The organism is Delftia sp. NA_296.1 (genome assembly GCF_052692095.1).
This window is the reverse complement of record NZ_JBQZGF010000006.1, coordinates 294299-321032: the sequence shown is the minus strand read 5'-3', so window position 1 is coordinate 321032 and position 26734 is coordinate 294299. Positions and strand designations below refer to the sequence as shown.

Genomic DNA, 26734 nt, shown 5'->3' with positions numbered 1-26734 from the left:
GTGAGCACACGGGTTGCGGGCTGCTTCCGGTGCCGGCTCCGCCCTCCAGGAAGGGCGGAACCGGCGTGCCCGCGTCACCCGTGGCTGCGTACCGGGGGCTTGCTGACCAGGTCGCGGCTTGGCGGACATGCATCTGTCGAAAAACCCCTACAGGAAGATGCTATTTGACATTACAAAATGTGTCTCTCGTGGCGAGGGTGCCAGTAAATAATCTGCAGAAAACATGGTTGGCACGCCAGCTGTATTTTCACCAATGCAGTTCTCTGGCAGCCTCAACGAATAATTTATTTGAAATCCAGCAAATATCTATGACCGGAATTATCCAGCAAACACTCCAAAATGATATTGATGCCTTGATCCATGATTGGATGGCCCAGGCCAGCGCGGGTGATTCCACGCTCGGGAAGAATGCTGAAAAAGATGCGCGCGGGATTATCAACGCCATTGTGGGCGCCTTCGCTTCCGGCGCCGATCCGCAAAGGTTTTCGGACGAGGGCTGGAATCCGGCGCGGCGCCTGCTGGCCGAGCTGTCCCGCACCCGCGCCGCCCAGGGCCAGCGTGCCGGTGAAACCAGCCAGTTCATTCTGTCGCTGAAAAAGCCGCTGTTCGCACACATCCAGCGCGGGCTGTCGGGCGATCCTGCTGCGGCCATCCAGGAAATCTGGAGGGCCACCGTGCTGGTGGACAACATGGCCCAGCACACGGTCAGCAGCTTCCAGCAGGCACGCGAGGAGATCATCATCCGCCAGCAGGAAGAGCTGCTGGAGCTGTCCACCCCCGTCGTCAAGCTGTGGGAGGGGGTGCTGGCCATTCCGCTGATCGGCACGCTGGACAGCAACCGCACCCAGGTGGTGATGGAGTCCTTGCTGCAAAGCCTGGTGTCGACCGAGTCGGAGCTGGCCATCATCGACATCACCGGCGTGCCCACGGTGGACACGCTGGTGGCCCAGCACCTGCTGCGCACCGTGACGGCCATTCGCCTGATGGGCGCGGACTGCATCATCAGCGGCATCCGGCCCCAGATTGCCCAGACCATCGTGCACCTGGGCATCGACATGCGCGACATCACCACCAAGGCCACGCTGGCCGAGGCGCTCAAGCTGGCCATGGGCAAGACCGGCTGGCGCATCACCCGCCAGACACAGGAGTGAGCCATCCATGGACCGCATTCCAATCCTGCGCATGGGCGATGTGCTGCTGGTTTCCATCCAGATCGACATGCAGGACCAGACGGCGCTGGCGCTCCAGGACGACCTGGCCGAGCGCATCGCGAGCACGGGCGCCAGCGGCGTCATGATCGATATCTCGGCGCTGGAGGTGGTGGACTCCTTCGTCGGGCGCATGCTGGTGACCATCTCGGGCATTGCCCGCATCCTGTCTGCCGCCACCGTCGTGGTGGGCATGCAGCCTGCCGTTGCAATCACCCTGGTGGAGTTGGGCCTGTCCCTTGGCGGGGTCAGGACGGCGATGACCGTCGAGAGGGGAATGGCCCTTTTGCGGGCCCAGCAGTCGGGAGCCACCCTTGGAACATGATCGCAGCGGCCAAATGCCGTTACAAAACGAGCAGCAGATTGTTGCCACGCGCCAGACGGTGCGCTCGCTTTGCCAGATGCTGAAGTTCTCGCTGGTCGATCAGACAAAGATGATTACCGCTGCAAGCGAGCTGTCCCGCAATACGCTGATTCATGGAAAAGGTGGCCACATGAACTGGGCCATCATCGAAGTCAATGGAAAACAGGCCTTGCAATTGATTTTTGAAGACACAGGGCCTGGAATCAAGGATCTGAAAATGGCCATGACCGATGGTTTCACCACCGGCATGGGAATGGGCCTGGGCCTGCCGGGAAGCAAGCGGCTGGTGAATGATTTCAAGATAGAAACCGAGCTGGGCCAGGGCACACGAGTGAGTATCACCAAGTGGAAGTAATCCGGGGCTGGACCCATCGTTCATTTCCAATAGGCGATGCGAGCCGTGTGGGTGAGGTCAGGCGCCATGTGGTTGCACTGGCCTCCGACATGGGCTGGGGCGACGAGGACATGGGCCGTTCGGGGCTGGTGGCGACCGAGCTGGCCACCAACCTGGTGCGGCATGCCCGGGATGCTGAAATCTGGATAGCCGCGCGGCCGCCCCTGCATGACATCGAAATCATCTGTGTCGACCGCGGCCCGGGCATCGAGGACATCGCCACCGCCATGCAGGACGGGGTGAGCACCGGCTCGGGATCGCCGGGCACGGGCCTGGGGGCCATCTCCAGGGTGGCCGACGACTTCTTTGTCGTCTCCGAAGCCACCGGCACGGTGAGCCTGGCGCGGCTGCGCGAAGGCCGCAGGGCGCCGGCGGCACTGTCGCTGCGCATGGGCGCCGTTTGCCTGGCCGTTGCGCCCGAGACCATCAGCGGCGACGCCTGGGCGGTCAGGTCGGGCGCGGGGCTGGCCGAGGTGCTGGTGGCCGATGGCCTGGGCCATGGACCGCTGGCGGGCGATGCGGCCCGGGCGGCGGTCGATGTCTTTGCGTCGCAGAACGGGAATGGGAGCGGGAACGAGAACCGGAACGGCGGTGCCGATGCCGCCATGCCGCTGGACGAGTTCGTGGCCCAGGCCCATGCAGCGCTGCGCGGCACGCGCGGGGCGGCCCTGTTGGCGGTGCGCTTCGGCGCACAGGCCGTGCACAGCTGCGGTGCGGGAAACATCAGTGGCAGGCTTTTCAATGGCGTGGCCAGCCTTTCCCTGAGCAGCCAGCACGGCACGGCAGGTGTACAGATCTCGCGGCCCAGGGTGGCCGACTGCTCCAGCCTTGACCATGGCGTTCTGGTGCTGCACTCCGACGGCGTGTCTGCCCGCTGGAAGCATGAGGACTATGCGGGCCTGCTGGGCAGGGACCCCGGCCTGCTGGCCGCCTGCCTTCTCTGGCACAACACCCGCAGCAGAGATGACGCCACCGTGGTCGTCCTCAAGGCCGAGGAAGAACAATGAACGAAGACGATCTCAAAGCCGAACTGGAACTGTGCCGCGCCGAGATCAGGTCCTTGCGCGAGGAGCTGGACGAGACCAATCGCGGCGTGGTCGCGCTCTACGGCGAGCTGGATGTGCAGGCCGAGAAGCTGCGCAAGGCCACCGAGCTCAAGAGCCACTTCCTCTCCTACATGAGCCATGAGTTCCGCACGCCCATAGGCGCCATCCGCAGCAACGCGCGCCTGCTGCTGGACCATGTGGATGGACCGCTCACCACCGAGCAGACCCGGCAGGTCGGCTTCATCCAGGAAACCGCCGCCGAGTTTTCCGAGATGGTCAACGACCTGCTCGACCTGGCCAAGATCGAGGCGGGCCGCCTGGAAATCTCGCCGGGCTGGTTCGAGATGATGGATTTGTTCGCTGCCTTGCGCGGCATGTTCAAGGCCATGGCGGACAACGTGGAGTTGAGCCTGGTGTTCGAAGAGCCCGGTGATCTGCCGCGCTTCTACACCGACAACCGCAAGCTCTCGCAGATCCTCAGAAACTTCATCTCCAATGCGCTGAAATTCACGCCGCAGGGCGAGATCAAGGTGTCGGCAGAACTGGTGGGGGACATGCTGGTGAAATTCTCGGTGGCGGACACCGGCATAGGCATCGCCTCGGAATTCCACGACGCGATTTTCAATGACTTCACCCAGGTCGATTCACCCATCCAGAAGCGCCTGCGGGGCACGGGCCTGGGCCTGGCCCTGTCCAAGCAGCTGGCACAGCTTCTGGGGGGCTGGGTGGAAGTGCAAAGCGCCCTGGGCGAAGGCTCGACCTTTTCCGTGATCGTTCCCGCGCATCTTCCGGTCGATACCAAGGATCTGAAGGCCTGATACGGCCAAGCCGGTCTTCATCCCATCAAAAACAACAGGAACATCATGCCCAAGAACACGACTGGAATGATTCTTCCCTCATTCGACCGAAGCCTGCACACCATTCTTGTCGTTGACGACAACCCTGCCACGCGCTACTCCACGGCACGGGTCATCAGGGCGGCGGGATTCCAGACGGTCGAGGCGGAAACCGGGGAAAAGGCCATTGCCCTGTCGGAGACCGGCGTGGCAGCCGTGGTGCTGGATGTGCACTTGCCCGATATCTCGGGCTTTGACGTATGCCGCACCATCCGCGGTGCGCGGCACACCAGCCTGATTCCCGTGGTGCACCTGTCGGCCGAGTATGTGAAAAGCAACCACCAGGTGGCGGGCCTCAATGCCGGGGCCGATGCCTACATGGTGCACCCCGTGGAGCCGCAGCTGTTGATTGCCACGCTGCATGCCCTGATCCGCGCACGCCTGGCGGAAGACGGGCTGCGCCGCAGCGAGTCACGCTTTCGCGCCATCTATGACCAGGCGCCGGCGGCCATGATGCTGGTCAGCGCCGGCGGCCTGATCAGCGATGCCAACTCCCAGGCGCAGGCACTGCTGCAGCGCGGCATTGACGACCTGACGGGCAAGCCGCTGACGGGCTTTGTTCCGCAGGCCGTTCGGGAAAAAGCTGCGCAGCAATTGGCCGAAGACCCCGAAAAGTCCTGGCGCGGCGAATTCCCCATCCTCCCGGCAGACGGGCAGGAGCGCCTGATCTCCTGGAAGTTCTCCGATCCCATCGAGCCCGGCATCCGCCTGGCCGTGGCCCAGGACCTGACGGAGTCGCTGGAGTTCGAGAGGCAGCGCCAGCAGATGCTGGAGCAGGAGCAGGCGGCGCGCGTGGCCGCAGAGCGCATCAGCCGCACCAAGGATGATTTTGTCGCCGTGCTCTCGCATGAACTGCGCACGCCGCTGTCCCTGCTCAACGGGGGCACGCATTTGCTCAAGCGCGCCAACCTCAGCGAGGCCATGCTCAAGAAGGGCATAGATGCCATCGAGAAAGGCGTGAAGGCACAAAGCCGCATCATTGCGGACATTCTGGATATCTCGCGCCTGACGACGGGAAAACTCAATCTGCACCGCGAGGAGGTCAATGTCTGCTCATTGGCCGTGCAAAGCCTGGAGCCGTTGCGCGACAACGCCGCCGACAAGAACATCACCCTGCAGTTCGAGGCGCCGTCCGATGAAATCATGGCGTGGATCGATGTCACGCGATTTCAGCAAATCCTGTGGAACCTGGTCTCCAACGCCATCAAGTTCTCCAATGCGCGCAGCGTGGTGAAGGTGGGCCTTGAAATCAGTGACGAGAGCCTGGTGATGAGCGTGGCGGACGAGGGCGTGGGCATCGCGCCTGAATTCCTTCCCCATGTCTTCGAGCGCTTCTCGCAGGCCTCCGCCCCCGCCACCCGTGGCCATTCCGGCCTGGGATTGGGGCTGTCCATCGTCAAGCACCTGGTGGAGCTGCATGGGGGCACCGTGCGCGCCCACAGCGAAGGCGTGGGCCGTGGCGTCACCATGCGGGTGGAGATTCCGCTGCACGAGGCAAGCGCCTCCCAGGCCGACCCGATGAATGTGCATCTTGAAAATGGCGAATCCCTGAAAGGCAAGGACATCGTCATCGTTGAAGACAACGCGGACACCAGCGAAATGCTGAAAGTGGTGCTGACCGACCAGGGAGCCACCGTCAGGAGTGCCGAGAACTTCGACCAGGCCATGGCCCTGGTCCAGGCGCAGTGGCCCAGCCTCATCGTCAGCGACATAGGGCTGCCGGGAAAGGACGGGTTCCAGCTGGTCAAGGCCCTGCGCGAAGCGGAGGCCGCGCACTTTGGCGGAACAAGACAGGTGAAGATCGTGGCGCTCAGCGCCTTCGCCCGGGAGCAGGACCGCACCCAGGCGCTGCAGGCAGGCTTTGACCACTATCTGGAAAAGCCGCTGCAGCCGCACCTCCTCATCCGGGTGCTGCTGGAGCAGGGTTGATCGTCTGGCCCAGCGCCTGGGCCAGGAACTCGGCCGTGACGCGCACCCGGGCCGTGCGCTGCAGGTCGGGGTGCATGACCTGCCAGACCTCGTAGTCGTCCGAGCGCTGGCGCTGGGGCCAGATGCGCAGCAGGCCTTCGCGCTCGCCCATGCTCACGGGCATTTCGCCCAGGCCGATGCCGGCCGCCACGGCCTTGCGCACCAGCAGGCTGGAGTTGGCGGCCATGGCAATCCGGGCCTGGCGCGCGGGCACATCGACCATGGTGGGAACGGGCCGCTGTTCCAGAAAGGGGCCATAGACCACGAGGTGGTGGCCGCGCAATTCGTCCTCTGCCGACGGCTGGCCAAAGCGCGCCACGTAGGCGGCGCTCGCAAACAGTCCCACGGGCCAGGCGACCACGCGGCGCACCACCAGCTCGGGTGCCTCGGGGCGAACGTTGCGAAACGCGATATCGGCCTGGCGGCGGCCCAGGTTCAGCATGTGCGTGGACACCTCCAGATCCACGCGGATGCCGGGCCAGCGCTGCTGCAGGCGTTCTATGGCGGGCAGCAGGAATTCGGTGGCGATCGAGTCGGTGCTGGTCACGCGCACCAGGCCGGCCGGGCTGTCGTCCAGCCCCTCGATGCGCGTGCGCAGGTCCAGCGCCGCGCCTTCCATGCGCCGCGCGGCGCCCAGCGCGGCCTCGCCAGCGGCGGTGAGCAGGTAGCCATCCCTGGCGCGCAAAAACAGCTTGCTGCCCAGCTCGGCCTCCAGCGCGTTCAGGCGGCGGCCCACGGTGGCCTGGTCCACGCCCAGGCTGCGCGCGGCGGCGCGCAGGGAGGGCGTGCGCGTCAGCGCGAGGAAGATGCGGGTGTCATCCCAGTTCATGGCGGTTTTGGTGATGCAGATTTGCAGCACTGTAGAGCGAAATCGCTGCGTTTGAGCGGCTTGGAGCAGTCGTAAGCTTTGGGTATCGGACCTTCAACCCTTTTTTGAATACTCATTGCGCAATGAAAGACAGCACAAGCATGCAAGCCATTGTTTTCGACGACTTCGGCGGCCCCGAAGTGCTCGTGGCCCGCGACGTGGCCCGGCCCGAAGTCCGGCCCCATGACCTTCTGGTGCGCAACGCCGCGATTGGCGTGAACCGTGCCGACGTATCCCACCGCAAGGGCGCCTATGGCCGCGCCCACTTTGGCGAATCCGACCTCATGGGCCTGGAGATCGCCGGCACCGTGGTGGAGGTGGGCGCGCAGGTGCAGGGCTTTGCCGTGGGCGACCGCGTCATGGGCATCGTGGGCGGCGGCGCCTATGCCGAGCTGTCGCGCATCGACTACCGCATGGCCATGCATGTGCCCGAGAGCCTGTCGCTGACCGACGCCGGCGCGGTGGCCGAAGTCTTCGTCACCGCGCATGAGGCGCTGTTCCACCTGGCCAGCCTGCAGCCCGGCGAATCGGTGCTGATCCACGCGGCGGGCAGCGGCGTGGGCTCGGCGGCCGTGCAGCTGGCGCATGCGGCCGGCGCGCGCGTGTTTGCCACGGCCAGCGGCGACAAGCGCGACGCCGTCACGGGCCTTGGCGCCGACGTGTTCATCGACTACCGCAGCGAAGACTTCCAGGCCGTGGTGGCCGACAGGACGGGTGGCAAGGGCGTGGACGTGGTGGTCGATTTCATTGGCGCCCCCTACCTGGAGCGCAATATGCGCTCGCTGGGCATGGGCGGGCGCATGGTCTGCGTGGGCCTGCTGGGCGGCGCGCTGGCGGCGGCCGTGCCCATGGATGTGCTGCTGTACAAGCACCTGCGGATCTTCGGGACGGTGATGAAGTCGCGCCCGCCCGAAGTCAAGCAGGCCATGGTCCAGCGCTTCGCCCAGCGCTGGCTGCCCGCGCTGGCGGCCGGCACCATCCGGCCGGTGATCGACAGCACCTACCCGCTGGCCGAGGCCGCGCACGCGCACCGGCGCATGGAATCGGGCCAGAGCGTGGGCAAGCTGCTGCTGATCCCTGAGCAGGCAGGGCAGTAAGGCGCTTGCCCGGGGCGCGCATCCCCTGGGCAGGAATCCTCAAGTTCTGCAATATTCCAAGTCTCCGGATGCGCGCAGCCCTGCGCGCATCCAGTCTCTCAACCAGGAACGATGCCCCCGGCCGCCCTCCGTGCCGACATCGAGCCGCCTCTCCAGGAGATATCCATGATTGTTGAAATTGCCGAACTGAGGGTCGATCCCGCCAGGCACGAGGAATTCGGCCAAGCCCTGACCCAGGCCGTGGCCGACGTGCTGTCCAAGGCCGGTGGATACCGTGGGCACAGCATTCTTGCCTGCATGGAAACGCCCGGCCGCTACGTGCTGCAGGTGAACTGGGAGACCCTGGAAGACCACACCGTGGGCTTTCGCGAGTCACCCGCCTTCGCGCAGTGGCGCGCCATCATCGGCCCGTACTTTGCGCAGGCACCGCATGTGGAGCATTTCGTGGTGAGGGATGCGCAGGCGAACTGAGGCTGGCATCTGCGGCCGCGCCGCCCGCCCTTCGTGGGCGTGGCGGGCGTGGCAGGCGCTGGGGGGGGCTTGCATTCGTCTCATCCTCTTGCATACGTGGCGTTTCAGGGCTGGTATGGCACATCGGCAGCAATGTATTGATTTGATAACTGTTGATAAATGCGCTAGGCTTTGTTGCAGTTTCCAACCCCACGAGGAGGGCGCAGCATGATTTCTGCAGATTTGGGCAAGCAACTCGAAGGCTATGTCCAGCAGCTTGTCGACACCGGGCGGTACGGATCCAAGAGCGAAGTGTTGCGTGAGGGGGTTCGGCTGGTGCAGGACAGGGAAACCAGGCTGACTGCGCTCGACGCGTCCATCAGGCGCGGATTGGCTGACGCGGACGCGGGGCGCACAAAGCCAACTGGCGCTGTGTTCGACAGACTGGAAGCCAAATACCGCGCAATGGCCGAACAGGCCGAAAAGAACAACCAGTCCGCATGATTGTTGAATTCACGGGCAATGCGGAATGCGACCTGGAGCACATCGCTGACTACATAGCTCAGGACAATCCGCGCCGCGCACTGTCATTCGTGCAGGAGTTGCGTGACAAGTGCGAAGCCCTGGCACGCAGGCCATTCGCTTTTCCGCTGGTACCCCGGTATGAAGGCCACGGCATTCGTCGGCGCGTGCATGGCAACTATCTGATCTTCTACCGCGTGGCCGAGCAAGAAGAGCGGACCATCATTCTTCACATCCTGCACGGCGCAATGGACTACGCCGCTGTCTTGTTCGAAGAGGGTGAGTAGTAGTAGCAGTAGCGGGCCGGCCCGTGCGAGCAAGGGCTGCGCATGCACTCAGCCCAGCTTGTGCCGTGTCCTGAGCAGTCCCACGCCCAGCGCGATGAAGGTGCCGCCCACGATGCGGTTGAACAGCTTGGCGTGTGCCACCAGGTGGCCCTTGATCAGGGAGATGAGCAGCACGTAGCAGGCGTGCGAGATCAGGGCGCAGACCGCGAAGGTGGTGGTCAGCACCAGGTACTGCGTGAGCAGCGGCTCGCCCGGGACGACGAACTGGGGAAACAGCGCCGAGAAGAACAGGATGGCCTTGGGATTGGTCAGCGACACGCCCATGCCCTGGGCCACCAGTTGCCAGTTCTTGCGCTCGCGCCGCTGGGTGGGGGCCAGGCCCGCATCGCTGCCCAGCAAGCCGTCCTTGCTGCGCCAGCGCTTGACGCCCAGCCAGATCAGGTACATGGCGCCCGCCACCTTCATGGCCAGAAATGCATGGGCCGACATGGCGAGGATGGTCCCCATGCCGATCATCGCCAGCCCGGACACCACAAAGATGCCGACAGAGCTGCCCAGCGAGCTCAGTGCCGTTCGCCTTGCGCCCACGTCCACCGAGTTGGAGATGGCCAGCAACACGGCGGGGCCGGGGGTGAAGCACATCAACAGCGAGACGCCGCAGAAAACAAGCCAGTGGGCGATGGTCATGATCGGGGGGAGGTCGGTGGGGGAAGACAGCCAACATTCTCGTGCAATTGGGGGGTCTTCGCGGCCTTGGCGTTGCGAATGGCACCGGCCCGTGCAAACAGCTGCATGGCCCAGCCCGCGCAGGCCGCCGCACAGGCCCAGACCAGCCCCCAGCCCTGGGCCGACAGCAGATGCGGTATGGCCAGGGGCACCAGAAAGCAGACCGCGAACACGGAGGTATTGGCCATGCCCAGCGCCGTGCCCGCGCGGGCTGTGCCGGCCAGCCCGGCCAGCTGCGTGTAGGCCACGCCATGCCAGGCGGACACGCAGATGCCGCAGATGCCCAGCATCACCATGAGAGCCACGCCCATCGCGGCAGACCCGGCCGGGTGGCCGGCCCAGCTCAGGACCGCAAGGCCCGCGAACAGCGCCAGGGTGAGCTGGCAGCAGGCGCGCAGAAAGGCAGGCCTGTTCCGGTGCCTGTCGGTCCAGCGGCCGCTCCAGATCCGCAAGGCCATGGACGCCAGTTGCACGACCGACATGACGGCCGCCGCCGCGCCCAGCCCCAACTGGGCATGGTCATGCAGGAACACCGTACCGAAGGACAGCACGGCGAACTGCGGGGCGCACAGGATGCCGATGCCGGCGGCCATGCGCCAGGCCTGCAGATCGCGCAATGGTCCGGGCGTGGTGGCTCCGGCGTGATGCGGCGCGGCGGCCTTGCTTCGAAGCGGTGACTGCGGCGGCTCCTGAATCCACAGCGCGGCGAATGCGGCAGCCCCAAGGCACAGCGCAGCCAGCACGCCATAGACGGCGGCAAAGCCTGCATGCGTGGCCAGGCTGGTCAGCAAGGGCGCGCCGATGGCGCCACCCAGCGGCACGGCGGTCTGGCGGATGCTCATGGCCAGGCCGCGCTCGCCTTCGGCAAACCAGCCCATGACTGCCCGGCCGCTGGCGCCGTTCACGCTGCCGCCCAGCAGCCCCACCAGCACCAGGCCGCCAGCCAGCAAGCCAAACGGCGGGACATGGGCCGACGATGGCGAAGCCCATAGCGCCATGGCCGCCAGGGCCACGGCCGTGCCGCACAGGCCGAGCAGCAGCACCGGCCGGTCACCCCAGCGGTCCGTCAGCAATCCCCAGGGCAATTCACTGAGCGCAATGCCCAGGCCCATCAGCCCCAACGCCAGGCCCAGCGTCCGGGTGTCCAGCTGGTAGCCCGAACGCATGAGGATGGCCGTCATGGGAATCCCGCTGAAAGCCACGGAAAACGCTGCATTGGCGATGACGCCTGCCGCCAGCACCTTCCATCGGTGGCGGGGCGGGGAGGGCAAGGGCAGGGGGCTCGGATCGGCGCCGGGTGCAGGAGAAGAGGAGGTCATGGGCGGCAGTATGTTGGGCCTCAACCATCCTGAAAATCACATAATTTCGTATCTACAATCCATTTTTTCAGCACGATTGGGGGCTTGGCAATGACACGCGTTCTCTATAACCTGGATGTGCTGCGCACCTTTTGCACCGGCGTCGAACTGGGCAGCTTTGCCCGGGCGGCAGACCGGCTGGGCCGCTCCACATCCGCCGTCAGTGCCCAGCTCAAGAAGCTGGAGTCCCAATGCGGCACGCCCTTGCTGCGCAAGTCCGGCCGGGGGCTGGTGCTGACGGAGGCGGGGGAAACCTTGCGCGGCTACGCGCTGCGCCTGCTGGAACTCAACGACCGCGCCGTGGCGGCCGTGCGCGGCAGCGAACTGCGCGGCCTGGTGCGCCTGGGCCTGCAGGAAGACCTGGGCGAAAGCGTGCTGCCCCATGTGCTGGGGCAGTTCGCACGTGCCCACCCGCATGTGCGCATCGAGGCCAGCGTGGCCCGCAGCGATGAACTGCGCGAACGCATGGCCCTGGGCCAGTTCGACCTGGCGCTGCTCTGGGATGTGGGCATGAACCATGCCTGCGTGCAGGGCGAGCACATCATGCGGCTGCCGCTTCAGTGGATTGGCCCGGCATCGCTGGATGCGGCCGAGGCCGGCTGGGCGCGCGGTCTCAACGGCGGGGCGCAGGGCGATGAGGCGCTGCCCCTGGCCATGCTTGAGGCGCCTTGCCCCCTGCGGGACATCGTGACGGCCGCCCTGGACAAAAAGGGCCTGGCCTGGCGGCACGCCTTCAACAGCGCCAGCCTGACCGCCGTCTGGGCCGCCACGGCGGCCGGCCTGGGCCTGTCCGTGCGCACGCCGTTCGGCCTGCCCGCCCACGTCAGGCCGCTGGATGCACAGGCCCTTGGCCTGCCGGCCCTGCCGTCCATGGACCTGATCCTGGGCCGCGCCGCGCTGGATGCCCCGGAGCCCGTGGACCGCCTTGCGCGCATCCTGGTCGATGCAGTGCGCGAGCATGTGCGCAGGCAGGAAATCGCAATTTGAATTTATTTCTTCGTGATCAGGCCACTGAAATACTCATTCAGGTCACGAAAATCCTTCACCGTCCAGGCATGGGGCGGTACTTTCACGCCGTTTTCCCGCAAGGTCCGGGGAATCAAATCTCCATTCGGGCGAAGAATGACGGACGAGACAATCACGCCCGGATAATCATGCAGCCTTTTTCTGAAGGCGGCGGTCGTCAGGTCGGGCGTGGGAGGGTTGCTCTTGTTGGCCAGCGGGCCCGTGCCCCTGGCGTCTGCCCCGTGGCACATGGCGCATCTCGATGAATAGAGCTGCTTCCCATTGCTGTTGTCCGAAAATGAGGGCGATGCCTGAATGACCAACGATATTCCCAATGACGCGGCGAAGAGTATTTTCATTTGCTCGTGGATTTTTTGTATGAATCTGATCCGCCGCGATCATATTGCCTTCCACGGTCACTCTGGACGCTTGCCTGGCTGCCTGCCACGCGCCCACGAAAAAGCCCTGCAGTGCAGGGCTTGTGAATGAGGCGACAGTGCGCGCCTGGCTTACTTCTTCGCGTATTCGAACTTGGGCAGTGCCTTCAGCGCGTCCTTGGTGGCGCCGGGCAGGGTGATCTTGTTGTTTTCCACGCGGAACTGGTTCACGGGAATGGCCACGTCGTGCTTGCCCATGCCCAGGAAGCCGCCTGCGCCGATGATGGCGTACGACACGGCCTTGTCGGGTGCGACGATCACATCGTCGATCTTGCCCACGGCCTTGCCTTCCTCGTTGTAGACGCTCTTGCCCAGCACGGACTTCTTCAGGCTCCAGCCCGTGGCCACGGCCTGGACTTCAGTGGCCGCCACGCCCAGGGTGGTGGTGCCTGCCACGGGCTGAGCCCAGCTGGTGGAGGCTGCGCCTGCGATCAGTGCGGCAGCGATCAAACCCATCTTCAGCGTCTTGTGACCTGTCATAGAGAACTCCTGGAAAACAAAATTTGAAGCCCTCATTAGGAGCGCTGCCCAAGCGCACGGAGATCGGAAAAGCAAGCAAAGGCCTGTCAGCCAATCGAGCGGCGCGGCGAGGAGCCTGCCTACAAGCTCCCGCAACCGTGCGCTGGCGTGGTACAGGCCCCCAATCAGATGGCGCTCAGATGCTCATACAGAATCACCGAGCCGATGCCGATCAGCAGCACACCGCCAACGGCCTCCGCCCAGCGGCCCGCAATGCTGCCCAGCAGGCGGCCGACCATGACGCCCAGGGTCACCATGGCGAAGGTGGCAAAGCCGATGGCCAGGGCCACGGTGGTGATGCTCACATCCAGGAAGGCCAGGCCCACGCCCACGGCCATGGCGTCGATGCTGGTGGCGAATCCGGTTGCCACCAGCAGCCAGAAGCCGTGCCGGGCGGGCTTGGCCTCTTCTTCGCCGTCAGCGGCCTTGAGGGCGCCCAGCAGCATGCGGCCGCCCAGCACCAGCAGCAGCACGAAGGCAATCCAGTGGTCCCATGCCTTGACGTAGTCGGAAGCCGCATAGCCCAGCGCCCAGCCGGCCAGCGGCGTCAGGGCTTCGATGACGCCGAAGATGGCGCCTGTGCGCAGGGCTTCGGACCAGCGGGGTTTGAGCAGGGCGGAGCCCTTGCCCACGGCGGCGGCAAAGGCGTCGGTGGACATGGCAAAGGCCAGGAGCAGGATGGATGCGGCGTTCATCTGGGAGGGGTTCTTCACGGCCGGGCAAGCGCACAACGGCACTTCACCGCCGCCCGACCTTGTGACCTGTGTCGCGGTGAAATGCCGATGGTCTCGCCAACCGAAGAACGGATGCCTGCGCCACAGCATGCAGGATGCCGAGTGTGTTGACGCAGGCGCTTGCAGGTTGCAAGCAGGCTACTCCCCAAGGGATGCGTGATTCTAGGAGCGCAGGGCGTGATCGGGGCCTATGCCCCCATCGGCATGCGGCTCTCTGGAAATGATTCGTATCTTCGTGGCTGCCGCTATTTTCCGTTGGCGTACCGATTGCGCTCTTCAACGAATTTCCTGATTTCCGACGCTTCAATGGGCCTGCTGAAATAGTAGCCCTGTATTTCATCGAAACCCAGGGAAACAAGTAAATCAAAGACTTCGGCGCTGTCAACGCCCTCTGCCACCAGGCGATAGCCAAGATCCGAGGCCATGGTCATGATGGATTTCAATACGGACAGGGCCCGGTCATTGGTATCGATGTCGCAGACCATGGACCGGTCTATCTTCAATATCTCGGCAGGCAGATTCTTGAGCGATGCAAGATTGGAATATGCGGCGCCAAAATCATCCAGTGCAACCTTGATGCCGAGTTTCCTGATCTGTTGAAGCGCCTGAACCGTGCCATGGCCTGTCAGCACATCGCTTTCTGTGCACTCGATCACGATGTTTTTCAGCGGAACGCCGTGCTGGTTGCACATGGCGTTCAGGTAGTCCGGAAAATCGACCTCATCCAGATTGCGCGGGGAGATGTTGATGGAGACCTGAAGATCGAGTTGCTCGGCTTTCCAGGCCGCCACCTGCGCCAGCGCCGTTTTGATCACGAACCGTGTCAGGCTGTGGATCAACGGCGTGGCTTCAACCAGAGGGATGAATTCGCTGGGCGGGATTTCTCCCATTTGTGGATGCTTCCAGCGTATGAGCGCCTCCAGCCCCTTGCAGCTGAAACTGTGGTTGTCGAATTTGGGCTGGTACACCAGCCGCAGCTGCCCATTGCCCAGAGCATGTCCGAAGTCCCGCAGGAGCCGATAGGATCGTTGCTGGAGACTGTCCTCATTCTCCTCATAGCGGTGAAACGATCGAGCGTTGTATCCCGCCTGCTGCACGCACACCATCGCCTTGCGAATGACATCGTCCACCTCGTCCTGGTTCAGGTAGAACCGCACCACGCCTGCCCTGGGTTGAAGTTCGAACCGCAGATCGGCGCTGGTGATGGGTGTTTGCAGGTACTCCAGCAATTGGTTGACCAATGCCTCTTCATCTTCTTGCCTGCCGGCGCTGATCACCCAGGCAAACCTGGCCAGGCCCACGTGGTAGACGGTTGCGTGCGGCCCCGTCATGTCCGTGACTGCCTTGGCAATGTCACGCATGAGCTGCTCGACATAGTTCAAGCCCAGCGCATTGCTCATTTCCAGCAGGCTGGCGTGGTTGAGCACCTCCATCAATACCAGGCCGCGTGCCGATCCCGGGGCCAGAATGCAAAGGCTCTTCAGGTCCAGCTTGAGTTGCGTGCGATTTGGCAGGCCCGTGACTTCGTTTATTTTTCCAATTCTGTGATGGTAGTGAAGTTGAGCCTGAACGATGGCGGCCATGGCTTGCAGTTGCTGGCCTTGCTCTTCGGAGAATGTCCTGGGCCGGGTATCGATGATGCACAGGCTGCCGATGGCGTGGCCGGATTCCATTATCAAAGGCACACCTGCATAGAACCTGATATTGGGCTTGTGGGTGACCAGGGGATTTTCTGAAAATCTGCTGTCCAGGTGCGTATCGGGAATCACCATGATTCCTTCGTTTCTGATGGTGTGGTCACAGAAGGCATCCGTGCGCAGGCTGCCATCCATATCCACACCCACCGGTGCCTTGAACCATTGCCTGTGCTCGTCCAGAACCGTGATGATGGCAATTGGAGTCATGAACATGCGGCTGGTGAGCTCGGTGATGCGCTGAAATTCCTTTCTGGCATTCAGGTCCAGGATTTCAGCGGTCTGCAGTCCGAGCAGTTGCTCTTTCTCGGATTCGGTAGTCCAACGGGTAAGCATCGATTTCCTGCCTCAGTGAACCCATACTATAAAACTGCCGCGCCTTTGGGGGGCAAAGGGATTACTGGGCGTCCAGCAGCGGTAAAAGCTCCTGCAGTTTTTCCAGTGCGCCTGGACCTTGAAGCTCGGAGATGGTGCCCAGCGGCTCCGTGTCTTCCACAATCACATAGGCCATGGACCACTTGGCAAAACGCCTTTGATCAAGGCGTGCCTGCGGAAACAGGGGCGTGAAGTTGATGTGTCTTTCATCGCGCGAGATGGACTCCACCAGCAGCGCCAGTTGCTCTGGCGGCCCTTCGACATACTGGAAGAAGCGTTCACCGTCGAAAACCAGCATGCCCGTGATCCCGGCCGACCAGTTGAAGGTGCGCGCCGCCTTGATGATCGCCGCGATGCATGTGGTGTCAGCCCCTGGGGCCAGCTGGCTGTGATAAAGGAAACATTCGAGAGAATTTTCTTGCATACCCTCCGCCTTTCTGAGTTGTTGGGCGGCGATGGTATGCGTTGCGCGAGGGGGGTCACGTAGGTGCGCAACCCGTTGTTGCATATGTAACCATACTGCTTGCACCCTGGGCCTGGGCGGCTGCGGGGGCCCAAGGACAACAAGCCCCCACAAGCGTTGGCGGGCAGGGCTTGCGGGGCGTGTGCAAGAAGGAGGAGGGTGTTGCCTGGATTGACGTGGCCGGCCTCACAGGCGCGGCATCGCCCTCATTGCTGCTGCTTTTGCGGCAAGGGCTGGCCTATCTGTCGCTGGTTGGCCTTGGTCTGCTGCTGGGTGTAGTTGCCATCGCTGATGGGCTGGCCCATCTGCATGGGGACATACGAACGGTGATGGGACCCTGCCATGGGAATGAGCTGCTTCATGGGGAGAACTCCTGATCCGGCGGGTGGCGGCTGGCGCCGATGCCGCCGGTCTTTAGGGGTTGCGGGAGGAATGCAGCAAGTGTGTGGCGCGCCGTGAAATCCGGGTGTAGGAAAGATCGGAAGCCGTGTAGTCATGCCTGTGCAAATGCAAGAAAGCGCTGACCTGCACGAAGGGGCAGGGCACCCCTTGGCACAGATCAGCGCTGTACAGGCCGCGCCTTGTTTGTCAGAACTTCAGGCTGTCACTGCCTTCCGCGCGCAGCGTCCTGGCGTCGAAGTCCACCGAGAAATGGTCGCTGGGCTTGCCCGAGCCCAGGCCCTTGAGGATGGAGAACACCTGCTTGAAGCTGTACTGGAAGGGCTGGCCCACGGGCGTGCTGTCGGCCAGCTTGTCGCCCGTTTTCTGGGGCGCCGAGGTCAGGGCAGGGAAGGCGCTCATCAGCAGGCGGTACTGCTCCACGCGCTGCTTGCCCATGTCGTTCAGCGACAGGCCGCCCGCGTAGACGGTGCGGTGGAAGTCGCCGTAGAAGGTATAGGCCGACACCTTGGCCAGCGCGTTGAAGTCCACGCCCGCGGCCTGGGCCTTGGCGCGGGCGGCGTTCTCGGCCACGCTCCAGTCGGATGCCCACTGCGCGGCATTGCCGGCCACGGGGCTGCCTTGCAGGCAGCCGGCGCTGGGCTTGAAGGGCACGGCAACGCCTTGCGCGGCCAGGCCGGCGAGCTGGGCGTAGGTGACCTTGGTGTCCAGCTGGGCCATGGTCAGCATCTGCTGCAGGTTGAGCTGGCTGACCAGGTCCTTCATGTCGCAGGCCCAGTACTCGTCCAGGAAGCGCAGGCGCGACAGCTCGCCGAAGTAGCGGCTGGTGAAGTCGCCATAGCTGGTGCTGGACAGAATGGCCTTGTCCCAGCGGCGCTTGGCGTCCTCGGGCTTGCTGCTGCCTTCCACGTACTTCCATTCCATCTCGTACAGCGGAAAGAGCTCGTTGAAGCGCGGCACGTTGTTCAGCGCCACGGTCTGCACGTCCACCTTGCGCGGCGTGTCGAAGCGCACGATCTTGTAGGCCGCGCCGTAGACGGCCAGCGACGGCGACTGCACGTTCACCAGGTACTTGCCGCTCTTGCTCAGGTAGTCGTTGGTGCCGTTGAAGTGCATGTGGCCGCCGATGTGCAGCGGCAGGCCCGTGGCGGCCACCGCCTCGGCCGTGGCCTGCTCGGGCACGCGCGCCGTCTGGAAGGCGCCGGGCTTGAAGGCGGCCTTGATGGCGTCGGTCTGGTTGGCGTAGAAGTCCATGGTCGGGTAGTGCGAGAAGGCCACCAGCTGCTTGCCCTGGGCCTTGGCGCGCGCGCTCACCGATTCGATCCACGCCATCACGCTCTTCTTGTGCGTGGTCATCTTGTTCCAGCCCGCATTGCCGGCGCCGGTGAAGCCCTTGGGCGAGTTGGGCTTGGCGGGGTCCAGCTTGTCCGGCACGAAGACGTTGGCGTCCACCGACAGCAGCCACAGGCCCTTGACGGGTTCGACCAGGTAGCTCACATCGGCAATGCTGGTGCAATTGGTGTAGCCGGCCTGCTTGAACCTGCCGCCTTCGCCTTCCTTGCAGATCTCGTAGCTGCGCTGGCCCAGCTGGGCCTGTCTGGCCGCCTCGGCATAGCTGTACTTGTCCTGCGCGTAGGTGCTGTAGGGGGTCTCCCAGTACACGTCCTTCTCATTGGGCATCAGGCCGTAGGGGGCCAGGTCGCGCAGCAGCGAGGCATAGCCTTGCTCCATCAACTGGTCGGTACAGACCACGTTGGCTTCGGCGTTCAGGCAGCCCTGGTAGTTCTTGGCGTAGACCTTGACCGTGCTGCCGTTGGCGGCCATGAAGTCGTCCTTGCCCTTTTCGTCATCGTCGTAGGGGGCGACAGGGTCATGGTTGCCGGGCGCGATGAAAAAGCGCATGCCCTTTTTCTCGTACTCGGCCAGCACGGCGCGAAAGCCGTTCACGTTCAGCGGCTGGCCGTCGTCGGAGAAGTCGCCGGGGAAGGCCACCAGCTTCACGCCCTTGGCAAGCGAATCGTCCAGTGCGGCGCGGAAGGCGAAGTAGTTCTCGTTGAACAGCCGCGTGGAAGTCAGCTGCGCATACATGGTGCGGATGGTGGCGAACATGCCATTGGCCGTGGGCACGCCCTTGAAGCCGCTGTTCTTGAGGTCGCCGTACACGTCCTGGAAGTGCACATCGGCCATGAAGGCCACGGCCTGGCTGTTCGTTCCCCCATCTGCCCTATCGCCATCGCTGCCACCACAACCCGCCAGGGCCAGCGCTGCGGCACCGGCCACCATTCCCAATTTCCAGACTTGCATTCTTCGTGTTGCGCGGGGCGCTCTGATTGACAAAGTCCGGCATTGTCTGCAGCCCATGTTTCATGGGTGTGACAGGGCAACCCAGCCAGGCGTGGTAGACGGCGTCCGACTTTTGCAGGGGGAGGGCGCGCGGCGGGCACGCCGATTGCTACGTATCCCTGGCCTGCAACCACAGGCGGAGAGTGCCCATGAATTCCATGAATCACCCCTTGCTGAGGCTGGCCGATTCAACCCCGGCCCTCAGGTCCGGCAAATACACGGACCACCGCAGGTCGGCCGTCTTGCCGCAGCTGCGCAGAATCGGCGTGTTCCGCGCGCGCCGCTTTGGGGATCTGCTGTGCGCCACGCCCGTTCTGCGTGCATTGGCTGCGGCCTGGCCCAAGGCACGAATCACCCTGATCGGGCTGCCCGAGGCCGAAGGCCTGGCGCAAAGGCTGTCTTCGGTCGATGACTTCGAGCTGTTTCCCGGCTGGCCCGGTCTGCCCGGCGTGCCCTCGGCCAAGGCCGATGAATACAGCTTCTTCCAGCGCCGCATGCGTTCGCGCCGCTTTGACCTGGTGGTGCAGCTGCACGACTCGGGCCGCAACACCAATGCCCTGGTCGCCAACTTTGGCGCGCGCCGCAACGCGGGCTTTGCGGACCCCGATGACTGGGTGCCCGAGGCGGATGCGCTGCGCTTTGTGCCCTGGCCCGGGCAGGGCAGCGAAGTGCTGGGCCTGCTGGCCCTGACCGACTACATGGGCCTGCCGCGCCGCGGCCTCAAGCTGGACCTGCCGTTGAATGCCGATGACCGCGCCCGCGTCCGCCCGCTGCTGCCCGCAAGCCGCCGCTACGCCATCGTGCACCCGGGCGCGCGGCTGGCTGTGCGCCGCTGGTCCGCCAGCGGCTTCGCGGGCGTGGCCGACCGGCTGGCGCAGGCGGGGCTGGAAGTGGTGCTCACCGGCAGCGAGGACGAGCGCGCCCTGGTGGCATCGGTGGCCGCGCAAATGCGCCACCCCGCGCTGGACCTGAGCGGCCGCACCGACATCTGGATGCTGGGCGCGGCGCTGGCATCGGCCAGCGTGGCCGTGTGCAACAACACCACCGTCTCCATGATGGCTGCTGCCCTGGGCACGCGCAGCGTGGTCGCCTCGCAAGCCGGCGAAGTGGACCGGGGCCCGCCGCTGGACCCGCAGCGCCACCGGGTCTTCACCCCCGGCAGCGATGCGCATGCCGCCGAACTGCTGGCGCAAGCAGCGCTGGCGCTGGCGGATGAAGAGCTGGCGTGAGGCATGCCCAGGGCCAGGGCACCCTCGGCACCCTCGGCGCCCTCAGTGCGGCCGCCCGGGCGCAAGCGGTACCAGTTCCATCCGGTCCCGTCCCTTGCGCTTGGAGGTGTAGAGGGCTTCGTCGGCCTGCTTGAGCCAGTGGGACAGCTCCACCCCGGGCTGGTCGAACAGGGTGGCACCGATGCTCAGCGACACCGGCTCCGGCGTCTCGAACATGGTCCGCGCCTGCTGCGCGAAGGCCTCGCGCAAGTCTTGGCCCAGCGCCTGCGCTGCCGCGTGGTCGACGCTGCGCAGCACGATCACGAACTCGTCACCGCCCAGCCGTGCGGCCAGTGCGCCGCGCGGCAGCGCGCTGCGGATGAGGTCGCTCAGGGTCAGCAGCAGGCGGTCGCCGGCATCGTGGCCGTGCAGGTCGTTGACCTGCTTGAAGTGGTCGATATCGATCAGCAGCAGGGCGCAGGGGCTGGCCGCTGAGGCCTGCTCCAGCAGCTGGGGTGCGCGCAGATAGAGCGCGCGGCGGTTGTCCAGGGCGGTGAGCGGGTCGCGGGCGGCGATCTGCGCGATGCGTTCCTCGCGGCGATGGCGCTCCGTGCCGGTCATGGACATGGCGAGCAGCATGATCGCCATCACGCCTTCCACCAGCGAGACCAGGATCACCGTGCCGTGGAAATTGGCCAGGTTGATGAAGGTGTCCAGCGCCACGGCCGAGGCGGCCTTGGCGAAATAGAACAGGCCGTGGGCCAGCAGAACGAAGCGCAGCTGCGCCGCGCCCACGCCCAGCGTGCCGCCGTGCGGGCGCAGCAGCAGGCCGGCGCGCAGGCTGATGACGGCGATCAGCAGCGACTGGATGCCCAGCATTGCCCTGGACCACCACGGTCCGCTGGGCATAAGCAGCATTGCCAGCCAGACGACGGCCACCAGCCACCACAGGCGCGGCAGCCGGGTGTGCGTGAACGCGGCAACGCCGGCCAGGAACAGCCAGTGCGCGCAGATCAGCAAGCCGTTGGGAAACCAGATGCCCAGCAGCACATGGCCGCTGGAGCGCAGCAGGGCCAGCACACAGCCCACGGCGATGATGGCAAACCCCCCGCTCCACAGCAGCAGCGAGCGTTCGCGCACGCTGCCCCATTCCGCAGCCAGATACAGCGCCGAGGCGGCGGCCATGGCCGTGGTGAGAACGAGCAGGGTGAAGGGATCGAGAACCATGGACGATGAAGATATCGGCGCAGGCAGGCCCCGTGCAATAGCTGCCAGGCAAGGCGCAATGCGGCGCAGGTCGGGGCCGTCGCATTGAAATGGAGCGGAGCGCGCGGGCCGAATTGTCGCAGGATGCGGGCCTTCAGGCCCTTGCTGCGCGGCAGTCCGTTGGGTGGAAGTCACGGATCGGGCGGCCCGTGAACGGGAGCACGTTGCCTGATTTTCGGCCTGATTTCCGTGATGCAGCCGCCGTGGCGCTGGTCAGCGCGGATGCGGCTGGAGTCGTGAACAGCCCGCCACAGCGGAGCACCAAGGGTGCGGTGACCGGGAAGCCGGCTGTCAGATGGCCGCTGCGTGCAGGCGGGTATTGAAAAGCGGTCCTTGCGTGAAGGCGGCCAGACGCTTGGCCAGCCACAGCACGGCCAGGTCCACCAGGGGCTCCACCAGCACCACGCACATGTAGGCGGCACCAAAGCTTGCGACCTCGGTCATGGTGGCCAGGCTGGCGCCATGGCCGTAGATGGCCCAGAAGGCCACCCACAGCACGATGCCGCCCTGGTAGGTGGTGGACAGGGCCAGGGCCTGCCGGTAGCTGATGTCCACATAGGCCGTGCCGGCCGGAATCAGCCGGCGCGCCAGCTGGCTCACCGCATACAGCGGCACCAGCAAGGTGGTGACGTTCATGCCGTACTGCGGCAGGTCGAAGGGTGCAAAGAACAGGCCCTGGACCAGCAGGCCGCACGCCAGGCCAATGGCCGCAGCACCCGCGCCGAACATCAGCAGCAAGGTCGAGCCCAGAATCAGATGGACCTCGGATACGCCGACCGGCTCATGCGGAAACACCTCGAAGAAGCTGAACACCAGCGCGGTGGTGATCACGCTGCGCACCAGCAGCGCGAGCGCGCCGCCGTTGTCGCGCAGGCTTTGCCGTGCCAGGGCGGCGGTCAGGCCGAAGGCCGCTGCGGCAGTGACGTAACTGAGGGCGATTTTCTCGGGGCTGACGACGCCGGGTTCGATGTGCATGGGAGGTCCTGAACAGGCAAGGTCCGTTGGAGAGCCGGCGGGCACCGACTGCGCAGCGGCAAAGGCACCGAGCATAGCCGGGGACGGTGTGCTGCGCCATGTTCATTTCACGCTGCCGCACTTCGGATAGCCATCGGTTTCACGCCGGGCTCTCGGCCGCTTTTTCGCATGGCCAGGAATCGCTGTGCTGTTCCGCGCAGATTTCCCGTACGCACCCGCGCAGCCACCGGTGCGCCGGATCGGCATGCAGCCTCGGGTGCCACAGGAGTGAAACCGTGATCTCCGGCACAGGGACCGGAAGGGGGAAGCTGTGCATTCCGGCACGCAGGTTCCCCGTGTGCCGTTCGGGAACACTGGCGATCAGGTCGGAGGCCCGGGCCAAGGCCAGCGCCGCTGAAAAGCCGCCAACGACCGCAACGATCTGCCGTTGCAGGTCGAGAGAACTCAAGGCTTCGTCGATGGGCCCCTTGTCCTGCCCTCGCCGGGACACCAGGATATGCCTGCCGGCCGCATAGCGCGCGGGCGTGATCTCGCCCTGGCTCAGCGGGTGCCCCATTCGCACGACGCCAATGAAACGGTCTCGGAACAACGCCTGCGCACGCACCTCGGGACCTATCGTGCTCCCGACAACGCCGGTCTCCAGATCGACCGTGCCGTCGCGAAGCGGGCCGCTCCCTTTGTTTGACTTGTGCACAAAGCAAAGGCGAATGCCAGGCGCTTGCTCGCCGACGCGGGCAATCAGGTCCGGTCCGAAATTCTCCACAAAGCCTTCGCTGGTCCGCAGTGTGAACGTTCGGACCAGCTGCTGGAGGTTGGGCTGCTCGGCAGGGCGCAAAACCGCTTCCGTGTCCTGCACGAGCTGGCTGACCCGTTCGCGGAGTTCGAGCGCCCGAGGTGTGGGAACGAGGCCGCGCCCGGCCCGGACCAGCAGCGGATCGCCCGTCGTCTCCCGCAAACGCGCCAACGCCCGGCTCATCGCTGACGGGCTCAGCCGCAACCGTTGGGCGGCGCGCGCCACGTTGCCTTCCGCAAGCAGCACATCCAGGGTGACAAGCAGGTTGAGATCAGGTCTTGACATGGATCGACCGTAGCACGGCGTGTGGTGACATGGCGCCAGACGCACGAATAAAGTGAAAGTGGTGCGCCTTCCGCCATGCCGGGCAGGGAACTACGCTTCCGATAGCTCAATTTCGGGAGTCACCAACGATGAAAATCACACCAAAATCAGTCACGACAGCAAGAGATGGGATAGCCGCTGACAGTGCAGCGCAGACGCCGTCGATTCGGTGGGTGCTTGCCAGCCTTTCGCTATCGATGTTGCTGTCATCGCTGGGCACCAGCATCGCCAATGTGGGGTTGCCGACCTTGGCTCAGGCGTTCGGCGCCTCTTTCCAGCAGGTCCAGTGGGTCGTCCTTGCCTATCTGCTGGCCATCACCGCCCTGATCGTCAGCGTCGGACGGCTCGGTGACGTCATGGGCCGCCGACGGCTGCTGCTGGTCGGCATCTTCCTGTTCACGCTGGCCTCGGTCCTTTGCGGCCTGGCGCCCACGCTCCGGCTGCTGGTTGCCGCCCGGGCGGTGCAGGGTCTTGGCGCGGCCATCATGATGGCCCTCACCATGGCGTTTGTCGCCGGGACGGTGCCGAAGGAAAGGACCGGCAGCGCCATGGGACTGCTCGGAACGATGTCCGCAATGGGCACCGCTCTCGGTCCATCGCTGGGCGGCATTCTGATCGCCGGACTCGGTTGGCAGGCGATCTTTCTCGTCAACGTACCGCTGGGTATCGTGGCATGGGTTCTCGCGCACCGTTACCTGCCCGCCGATTGCCGGGGGGAGAAGACGGGGCGGGCCCGCTTCGACAATCTGGGCACCTTGCTGCTGGCTGTGACGCTTGTGGCGTACGCACTGGCCATGACGCTGGGTCGCGGAAGTTTCGGTCCGCTCAACGGGGCTCTTGTGTTGGCCACTGCCTTGGGTGCCGTGCTCTTCGTGCTTGCCGAGGCGAAAGCCGCATCGCCCTTGATTCGATTGGCGATGTTCCGTGATCCAGGCTTCAGCGCAAGCCTTGCCATGAACGCGCTCGTCTCGACGGTGATGATGTCGACGCTGGTGGTGGGGCCGTTCTACCTCGCCCGTGCGCTCGGGCTCAACGAAGCCATTGTTGGCATCGTGATGGCGGTGGGCCCGTTGATCGCGATATTGAGCGGTGTCCCCTCTGGCCGTGCCGTCGATTGTTGGGGCGCGCCATCCATGGCCATCGTCGGGCTCATCGCCATGGCGGCGGGTGCATTTGCACTGTCCGTGCTTGCGGCGATGTTCGGCGTGGCGGGATACGTTGCTGCCATCGTCGTCCTGACCCCTGGATATCAGCTCTTCCAGGCGGCCAACAACACGGCCGTCATGGCGAATGTCCATCCAGATCAGCGCGGCGTCATCTCGGGCATGCTCAGCCTGTCGCGCAACCTTGGGCTCATCACCGGGGCATCCATGATGGGGACGGTTTTCGCGCTCGCTTCAAAGACGCCCGACATCGCCACGGCGCATCCCGAGGCCGTTGCCAACGCGATGCGGATCACGTTCGCAGTCTCGGCCGTTCTGATCGTCGTTGCCCTGGCCATGGCAATGGCAGTTGCAAGCCGTGCTCTCGCGACAAGCCGTTCGTGACGAGGCTCAGTGCACCGGCCGGCTCAGCCGCCTGCTCGCCCTCGATATCGCGTAGTTCACCAGGCAGTACAGCACCGCCACCACCAGGTACACGGGCACCAGCGCGTGGTAGTTGGCGATGAGCACCTTGGCGTTCTGCATGAGCTCGCCGTAGGTGACGATGTAGCCGAAGGTGGTGTCCTTGACCACGATGACCAGCTGCGCGACCAGGGCCGGGACGATGTAGCGCAGGGCCTGCGGGAAGACGACGAACCGGAAGACCTGGACCTCGGTCAGCCCCAGGCTTCGCGCGGCATCGGTCTGGCCGCGAGGGACGGCCAGCACGCCTGCGCGGTAGACCTCGGCCACCACGGCGGCGGTGCTCAGGCCTATGGGCAGGGTCAGCATCCAGTACGTGCCGAGCTTGATGCCGGCTGCGGGAAGCACCAGAAAGCACACATAGATCAGCAGCAGCGTGGGCGTGCCGCGCAGGAATTCGATGACGGCGATGCTGGGCCAGCGCACGATGCGGGACCGCGCCAGGCGCCCCGCCAGCAGCACCAGCCCAAGGCTAAGCGCAATCACGGCGGCCATGGCCGAGGATGCCAGCGTGCCGAGCAGGCCCTTGGCCAGAAAGGCCCAGGTGGTGGGCCAGGCGAAGAATTCCCAGAACCGGGCCTCGAGCTGGCCTGCGGAATGAAAACGCCACACGACGCCCGCAGCCAGCGCAATCAGTCCGGCCGCGGCGATCAGGCTGACCACCTGCGTGATCTTCCTGGCCTGCGGGCTGGGCGCGCCAAACAGAATGTCTTCCAGAGAACGGCTCATCGCAGTATCCGCAGCTTCTTTTCCAGGATGGCGCCCACCCAGGCAATGAGCAATCCGGTGGCCACGTACAGGGCGGCGGCCACCGCGAACGCGGCCATGCCGGCGGCGGAGTCGTTGGCGATCTTGGACACGAGCGCCGTGAGCTCCCGGCCCGCAAGCGGCACCTGGGACGCCAGCGAGGTGGACAGCATCAGCGCAATGAGCAGCGACGTCATCGGCTGCACCACCGAGCGCAGCGCCTGCGGCAGCACCACGGCCGAGATGATCTGCATGGGCCGCATGCCCAGGCTGAGCGCGGCCTCGATCTGGCTGCCGGCAATGGTGTTGATGCCCGCGCGCAGATAGTCCGCCGTGAACGCGGAGCAAACCAGGGTCAGGGCCAGGATCACGCTGGGCTCATAGTCGATCACGACATTGAGATCGGGCAGCGCGAACACGATGAAGATCAGCAGCGCCACGCTGGGAATGTTGCGGAAGATCTCGACGTAGGCGGTCAGCACGAAGCGCAGCGGCGGCAGCGGAAGCAGCCTGAGCACCGTCACGACCACGCCCAGCAGGAAGCCGGGCAGGAACGAGAAGGCGGTGAGCTTCCAGGTCAGCAAGAGGGCCTGCCAGAAGGCAGGCCCGTGGTCGGCGAGGAGCCGGGAGATGTCACCCATCG

At 64.8% G+C, this 26734-nt stretch carries 28 protein-coding genes and 1 riboswitch; of the genes, 13 read left to right on the top strand and 15 right to left on the bottom strand.

Annotated features, from left to right (window positions below; translation table 11 throughout):
* Positions 1 to 308 precede the first annotated feature (308 nt).
* Genes ACUTR7_RS17435 through ACUTR7_RS17410 form a run of 6 tightly spaced genes read left to right on the top strand, consistent with a single transcriptional unit; the run spans position 309 to position 5837 of the window.
* Positions 309 to 1151 (top strand): STAS domain-containing protein, encoded by an 843-nt coding sequence (locus tag ACUTR7_RS17435; protein WP_099752385.1) that lies wholly within the window; start codon positions 309 to 311, stop codon positions 1149 to 1151.
* Between the two features lie 7 nt (positions 1152 to 1158).
* The gene (locus ACUTR7_RS17430) at positions 1159 to 1533 is read left to right on the top strand and encodes an STAS domain-containing protein (RefSeq protein WP_012206213.1); all 375 of its coding nucleotides are present in this window, start codon (positions 1159 to 1161) and stop codon (positions 1531 to 1533) included.
* Positions 1523 to 1927 (top strand): anti-sigma regulatory factor, encoded by a 405-nt coding sequence (locus tag ACUTR7_RS17425; RefSeq protein WP_012206212.1) that lies wholly within the window; start codon positions 1523 to 1525, stop codon positions 1925 to 1927. The genes ACUTR7_RS17430 and ACUTR7_RS17425 overlap by 11 nt, the downstream gene beginning before the upstream one ends.
* A gap of 47 nt (positions 1928 to 1974) precedes the next feature.
* Entirely contained in the window at positions 1975 to 2973 is a 999-nt protein-coding gene (locus tag ACUTR7_RS17420; protein ID WP_445609399.1) for an ATP-binding protein, read from the top strand.
* The gene (locus ACUTR7_RS17415) at positions 2970 to 3830 is read left to right on the top strand and encodes a sensor histidine kinase (protein ID WP_012206210.1); all 861 of its coding nucleotides are present in this window, start codon (positions 2970 to 2972) and stop codon (positions 3828 to 3830) included. Before ACUTR7_RS17420 ends, ACUTR7_RS17415 begins: the two co-directional genes overlap by 4 nt.
* A 45-nt stretch (positions 3831 to 3875) precedes the next feature.
* Positions 3876 to 5837, top strand: coding sequence for a response regulator (locus tag ACUTR7_RS17410; protein WP_445609398.1), 1962 nt, complete (start codon positions 3876 to 3878; stop codon positions 5835 to 5837).
* Here ACUTR7_RS17410 and ACUTR7_RS17405 read toward each other — a convergent pair.
* Positions 5809 to 6705: a LysR family transcriptional regulator gene (locus ACUTR7_RS17405; RefSeq protein WP_445609397.1), complete on the bottom strand. Its 897-nt coding sequence runs from the start codon at positions 6703 to 6705 to the stop codon at positions 5809 to 5811. The two genes, ACUTR7_RS17410 and ACUTR7_RS17405, sit on opposite strands and share 29 nt — an antisense overlap.
* A gap of 140 nt (positions 6706 to 6845) precedes the next feature.
* Here ACUTR7_RS17405 and ACUTR7_RS17400 point away from each other — a divergent pair, with 140 nt between their 5' ends.
* From ACUTR7_RS17400 to ACUTR7_RS17385, 4 genes are all read left to right on the top strand, one after another.
* On the top strand, positions 6846 to 7841 hold the full coding sequence (locus ACUTR7_RS17400) for an NAD(P)H-quinone oxidoreductase (RefSeq protein ID WP_445609396.1): 996 nt from the start codon (positions 6846 to 6848) through the stop codon (positions 7839 to 7841).
* A 165-nt stretch (positions 7842 to 8006) separates the two neighbouring features.
* Entirely contained in the window at positions 8007 to 8312 is a 306-nt protein-coding gene (locus ACUTR7_RS17395; RefSeq protein WP_071956230.1) for an antibiotic biosynthesis monooxygenase family protein, read from the top strand.
* Between the two features lie 207 nt (positions 8313 to 8519).
* Positions 8520 to 8795: a type II toxin-antitoxin system ParD family antitoxin gene (locus ACUTR7_RS17390; protein ID WP_445609395.1), complete on the top strand. Its 276-nt coding sequence runs from the start codon at positions 8520 to 8522 to the stop codon at positions 8793 to 8795.
* Positions 8792 to 9100, top strand: a complete 309-nt coding sequence (locus ACUTR7_RS17385) for a type II toxin-antitoxin system RelE/ParE family toxin (RefSeq protein ID WP_013801863.1) — start codon at positions 8792 to 8794, stop codon at positions 9098 to 9100. Before ACUTR7_RS17390 ends, ACUTR7_RS17385 begins: the two co-directional genes overlap by 4 nt.
* 48 nt (positions 9101 to 9148) lie before the next feature.
* On the opposite strand, the gene ACUTR7_RS17380 is transcribed toward ACUTR7_RS17385, so the two are convergent.
* On the bottom strand, positions 9149 to 9787 hold the full coding sequence (locus ACUTR7_RS17380; protein ID WP_013801864.1) for a LysE family translocator: 639 nt from the start codon (positions 9785 to 9787) through the stop codon (positions 9149 to 9151).
* Positions 9784 to 11145 carry an MFS transporter gene (locus ACUTR7_RS17375; protein ID WP_445609394.1) on the bottom strand — a complete coding sequence of 454 codons (1362 nt, stop codon included), beginning with the start codon at positions 11143 to 11145 and terminating at the stop codon, positions 9784 to 9786. Before ACUTR7_RS17375 ends, ACUTR7_RS17380 begins: the two co-directional genes overlap by 4 nt.
* A 90-nt stretch (positions 11146 to 11235) precedes the next feature.
* Between ACUTR7_RS17375 and ACUTR7_RS17370 the strand changes: the two genes are divergently transcribed.
* Complete coding sequence (locus tag ACUTR7_RS17370; RefSeq protein WP_445609393.1) at positions 11236 to 12171, top strand: LysR family transcriptional regulator; 936 nt, start codon at positions 11236 to 11238, stop codon at positions 12169 to 12171.
* 2 nt (positions 12172 to 12173) lie between these two features.
* Here ACUTR7_RS17370 and ACUTR7_RS17365 read toward each other — a convergent pair whose 3' ends face one another.
* The 7 genes from ACUTR7_RS17365 to ACUTR7_RS17335 form a co-directional block, all read right to left on the bottom strand.
* Complete coding sequence (locus tag ACUTR7_RS17365) at positions 12174 to 12548, bottom strand: c-type cytochrome (protein WP_374617582.1); 375 nt, start codon at positions 12546 to 12548, stop codon at positions 12174 to 12176.
* A 150-nt stretch (positions 12549 to 12698) separates the two neighbouring features.
* Complete coding sequence (locus tag ACUTR7_RS17360; RefSeq protein ID WP_034395775.1) at positions 12699 to 13106, bottom strand: PRC-barrel domain-containing protein; 408 nt, start codon at positions 13104 to 13106, stop codon at positions 12699 to 12701.
* A 164-nt stretch (positions 13107 to 13270) separates the two neighbouring features.
* Entirely contained in the window at positions 13271 to 13840 is a 570-nt protein-coding gene (gene mntP, locus ACUTR7_RS17355; RefSeq protein WP_043824905.1) for a manganese efflux pump MntP, read from the bottom strand.
* Between the two features lie 19 nt (positions 13841 to 13859).
* Positions 13860 to 14038, bottom strand: a riboswitch (yybP-ykoY riboswitch).
* Between the two features lie 86 nt (positions 14039 to 14124).
* Complete coding sequence (locus ACUTR7_RS17350) at positions 14125 to 15909, bottom strand: putative bifunctional diguanylate cyclase/phosphodiesterase (RefSeq protein WP_445609392.1); 1785 nt, start codon at positions 15907 to 15909, stop codon at positions 14125 to 14127.
* Between the two features lie 61 nt (positions 15910 to 15970).
* Positions 15971 to 16372, bottom strand: a complete 402-nt coding sequence (locus tag ACUTR7_RS17345) for a BLUF domain-containing protein (protein ID WP_034395786.1) — start codon at positions 16370 to 16372, stop codon at positions 15971 to 15973.
* 245 nt (positions 16373 to 16617) lie between these two features.
* Positions 16618 to 16773 carry a hypothetical protein gene (locus ACUTR7_RS17340; RefSeq protein WP_012206197.1) on the bottom strand — a complete coding sequence of 52 codons (156 nt, stop codon included), beginning with the start codon at positions 16771 to 16773 and terminating at the stop codon, positions 16618 to 16620.
* Between the two features lie 226 nt (positions 16774 to 16999).
* The gene (locus ACUTR7_RS17335) at positions 17000 to 19114 is read right to left on the bottom strand and encodes a metallophosphoesterase (RefSeq protein ID WP_445609391.1); all 2115 of its coding nucleotides are present in this window, start codon (positions 19112 to 19114) and stop codon (positions 17000 to 17002) included.
* A 188-nt stretch (positions 19115 to 19302) separates the two neighbouring features.
* Between ACUTR7_RS17335 and ACUTR7_RS17330 the strand changes: the two genes are divergently transcribed.
* On the top strand, positions 19303 to 20382 hold the full coding sequence (locus tag ACUTR7_RS17330; RefSeq protein ID WP_445609390.1) for a glycosyltransferase family 9 protein: 1080 nt from the start codon (positions 19303 to 19305) through the stop codon (positions 20380 to 20382).
* 42 nt (positions 20383 to 20424) lie between these two features.
* Here the strand turns inward: ACUTR7_RS17330 and ACUTR7_RS17325 are convergent, their stop codons facing one another.
* The 3 genes from ACUTR7_RS17325 to ACUTR7_RS17315 form a co-directional block, all read right to left on the bottom strand.
* On the bottom strand, positions 20425 to 21588 hold the full coding sequence (locus ACUTR7_RS17325; protein ID WP_445609389.1) for a GGDEF domain-containing protein: 1164 nt from the start codon (positions 21586 to 21588) through the stop codon (positions 20425 to 20427).
* Positions 21589 to 21918: 330 nt separating this feature from the next.
* Complete coding sequence (locus ACUTR7_RS17320; RefSeq protein WP_034395797.1) at positions 21919 to 22602, bottom strand: energy-coupling factor ABC transporter permease; 684 nt, start codon at positions 22600 to 22602, stop codon at positions 21919 to 21921.
* A gap of 139 nt (positions 22603 to 22741) precedes the next feature.
* Positions 22742 to 23680 (bottom strand): LysR family transcriptional regulator, encoded by a 939-nt coding sequence (locus tag ACUTR7_RS17315; protein WP_445609388.1) that lies wholly within the window; start codon positions 23678 to 23680, stop codon positions 22742 to 22744.
* Positions 23681 to 23808: 128 nt separating this feature from the next.
* Between ACUTR7_RS17315 and ACUTR7_RS17310 the strand changes: the two genes are divergently transcribed.
* Complete coding sequence (locus tag ACUTR7_RS17310; protein ID WP_445609387.1) at positions 23809 to 25266, top strand: MFS transporter; 1458 nt, start codon at positions 23809 to 23811, stop codon at positions 25264 to 25266.
* 6 nt (positions 25267 to 25272) lie between these two features.
* Here ACUTR7_RS17310 and ACUTR7_RS17305 read toward each other — a convergent pair whose 3' ends face one another.
* Together ACUTR7_RS17305 and ACUTR7_RS17300 are read right to left on the bottom strand one after the other, a co-directional pair.
* Positions 25273 to 26073 (bottom strand): amino acid ABC transporter permease, encoded by an 801-nt coding sequence (locus ACUTR7_RS17305; protein ID WP_445609386.1) that lies wholly within the window; start codon positions 26071 to 26073, stop codon positions 25273 to 25275.
* Positions 26070 to 26732 carry an amino acid ABC transporter permease gene (locus tag ACUTR7_RS17300; RefSeq protein WP_034395807.1) on the bottom strand — a complete coding sequence of 221 codons (663 nt, stop codon included), beginning with the start codon at positions 26730 to 26732 and terminating at the stop codon, positions 26070 to 26072. Before ACUTR7_RS17300 ends, ACUTR7_RS17305 begins: the two co-directional genes overlap by 4 nt.
* Between the last annotated feature and the right edge of the window lie 2 nt (positions 26733 to 26734).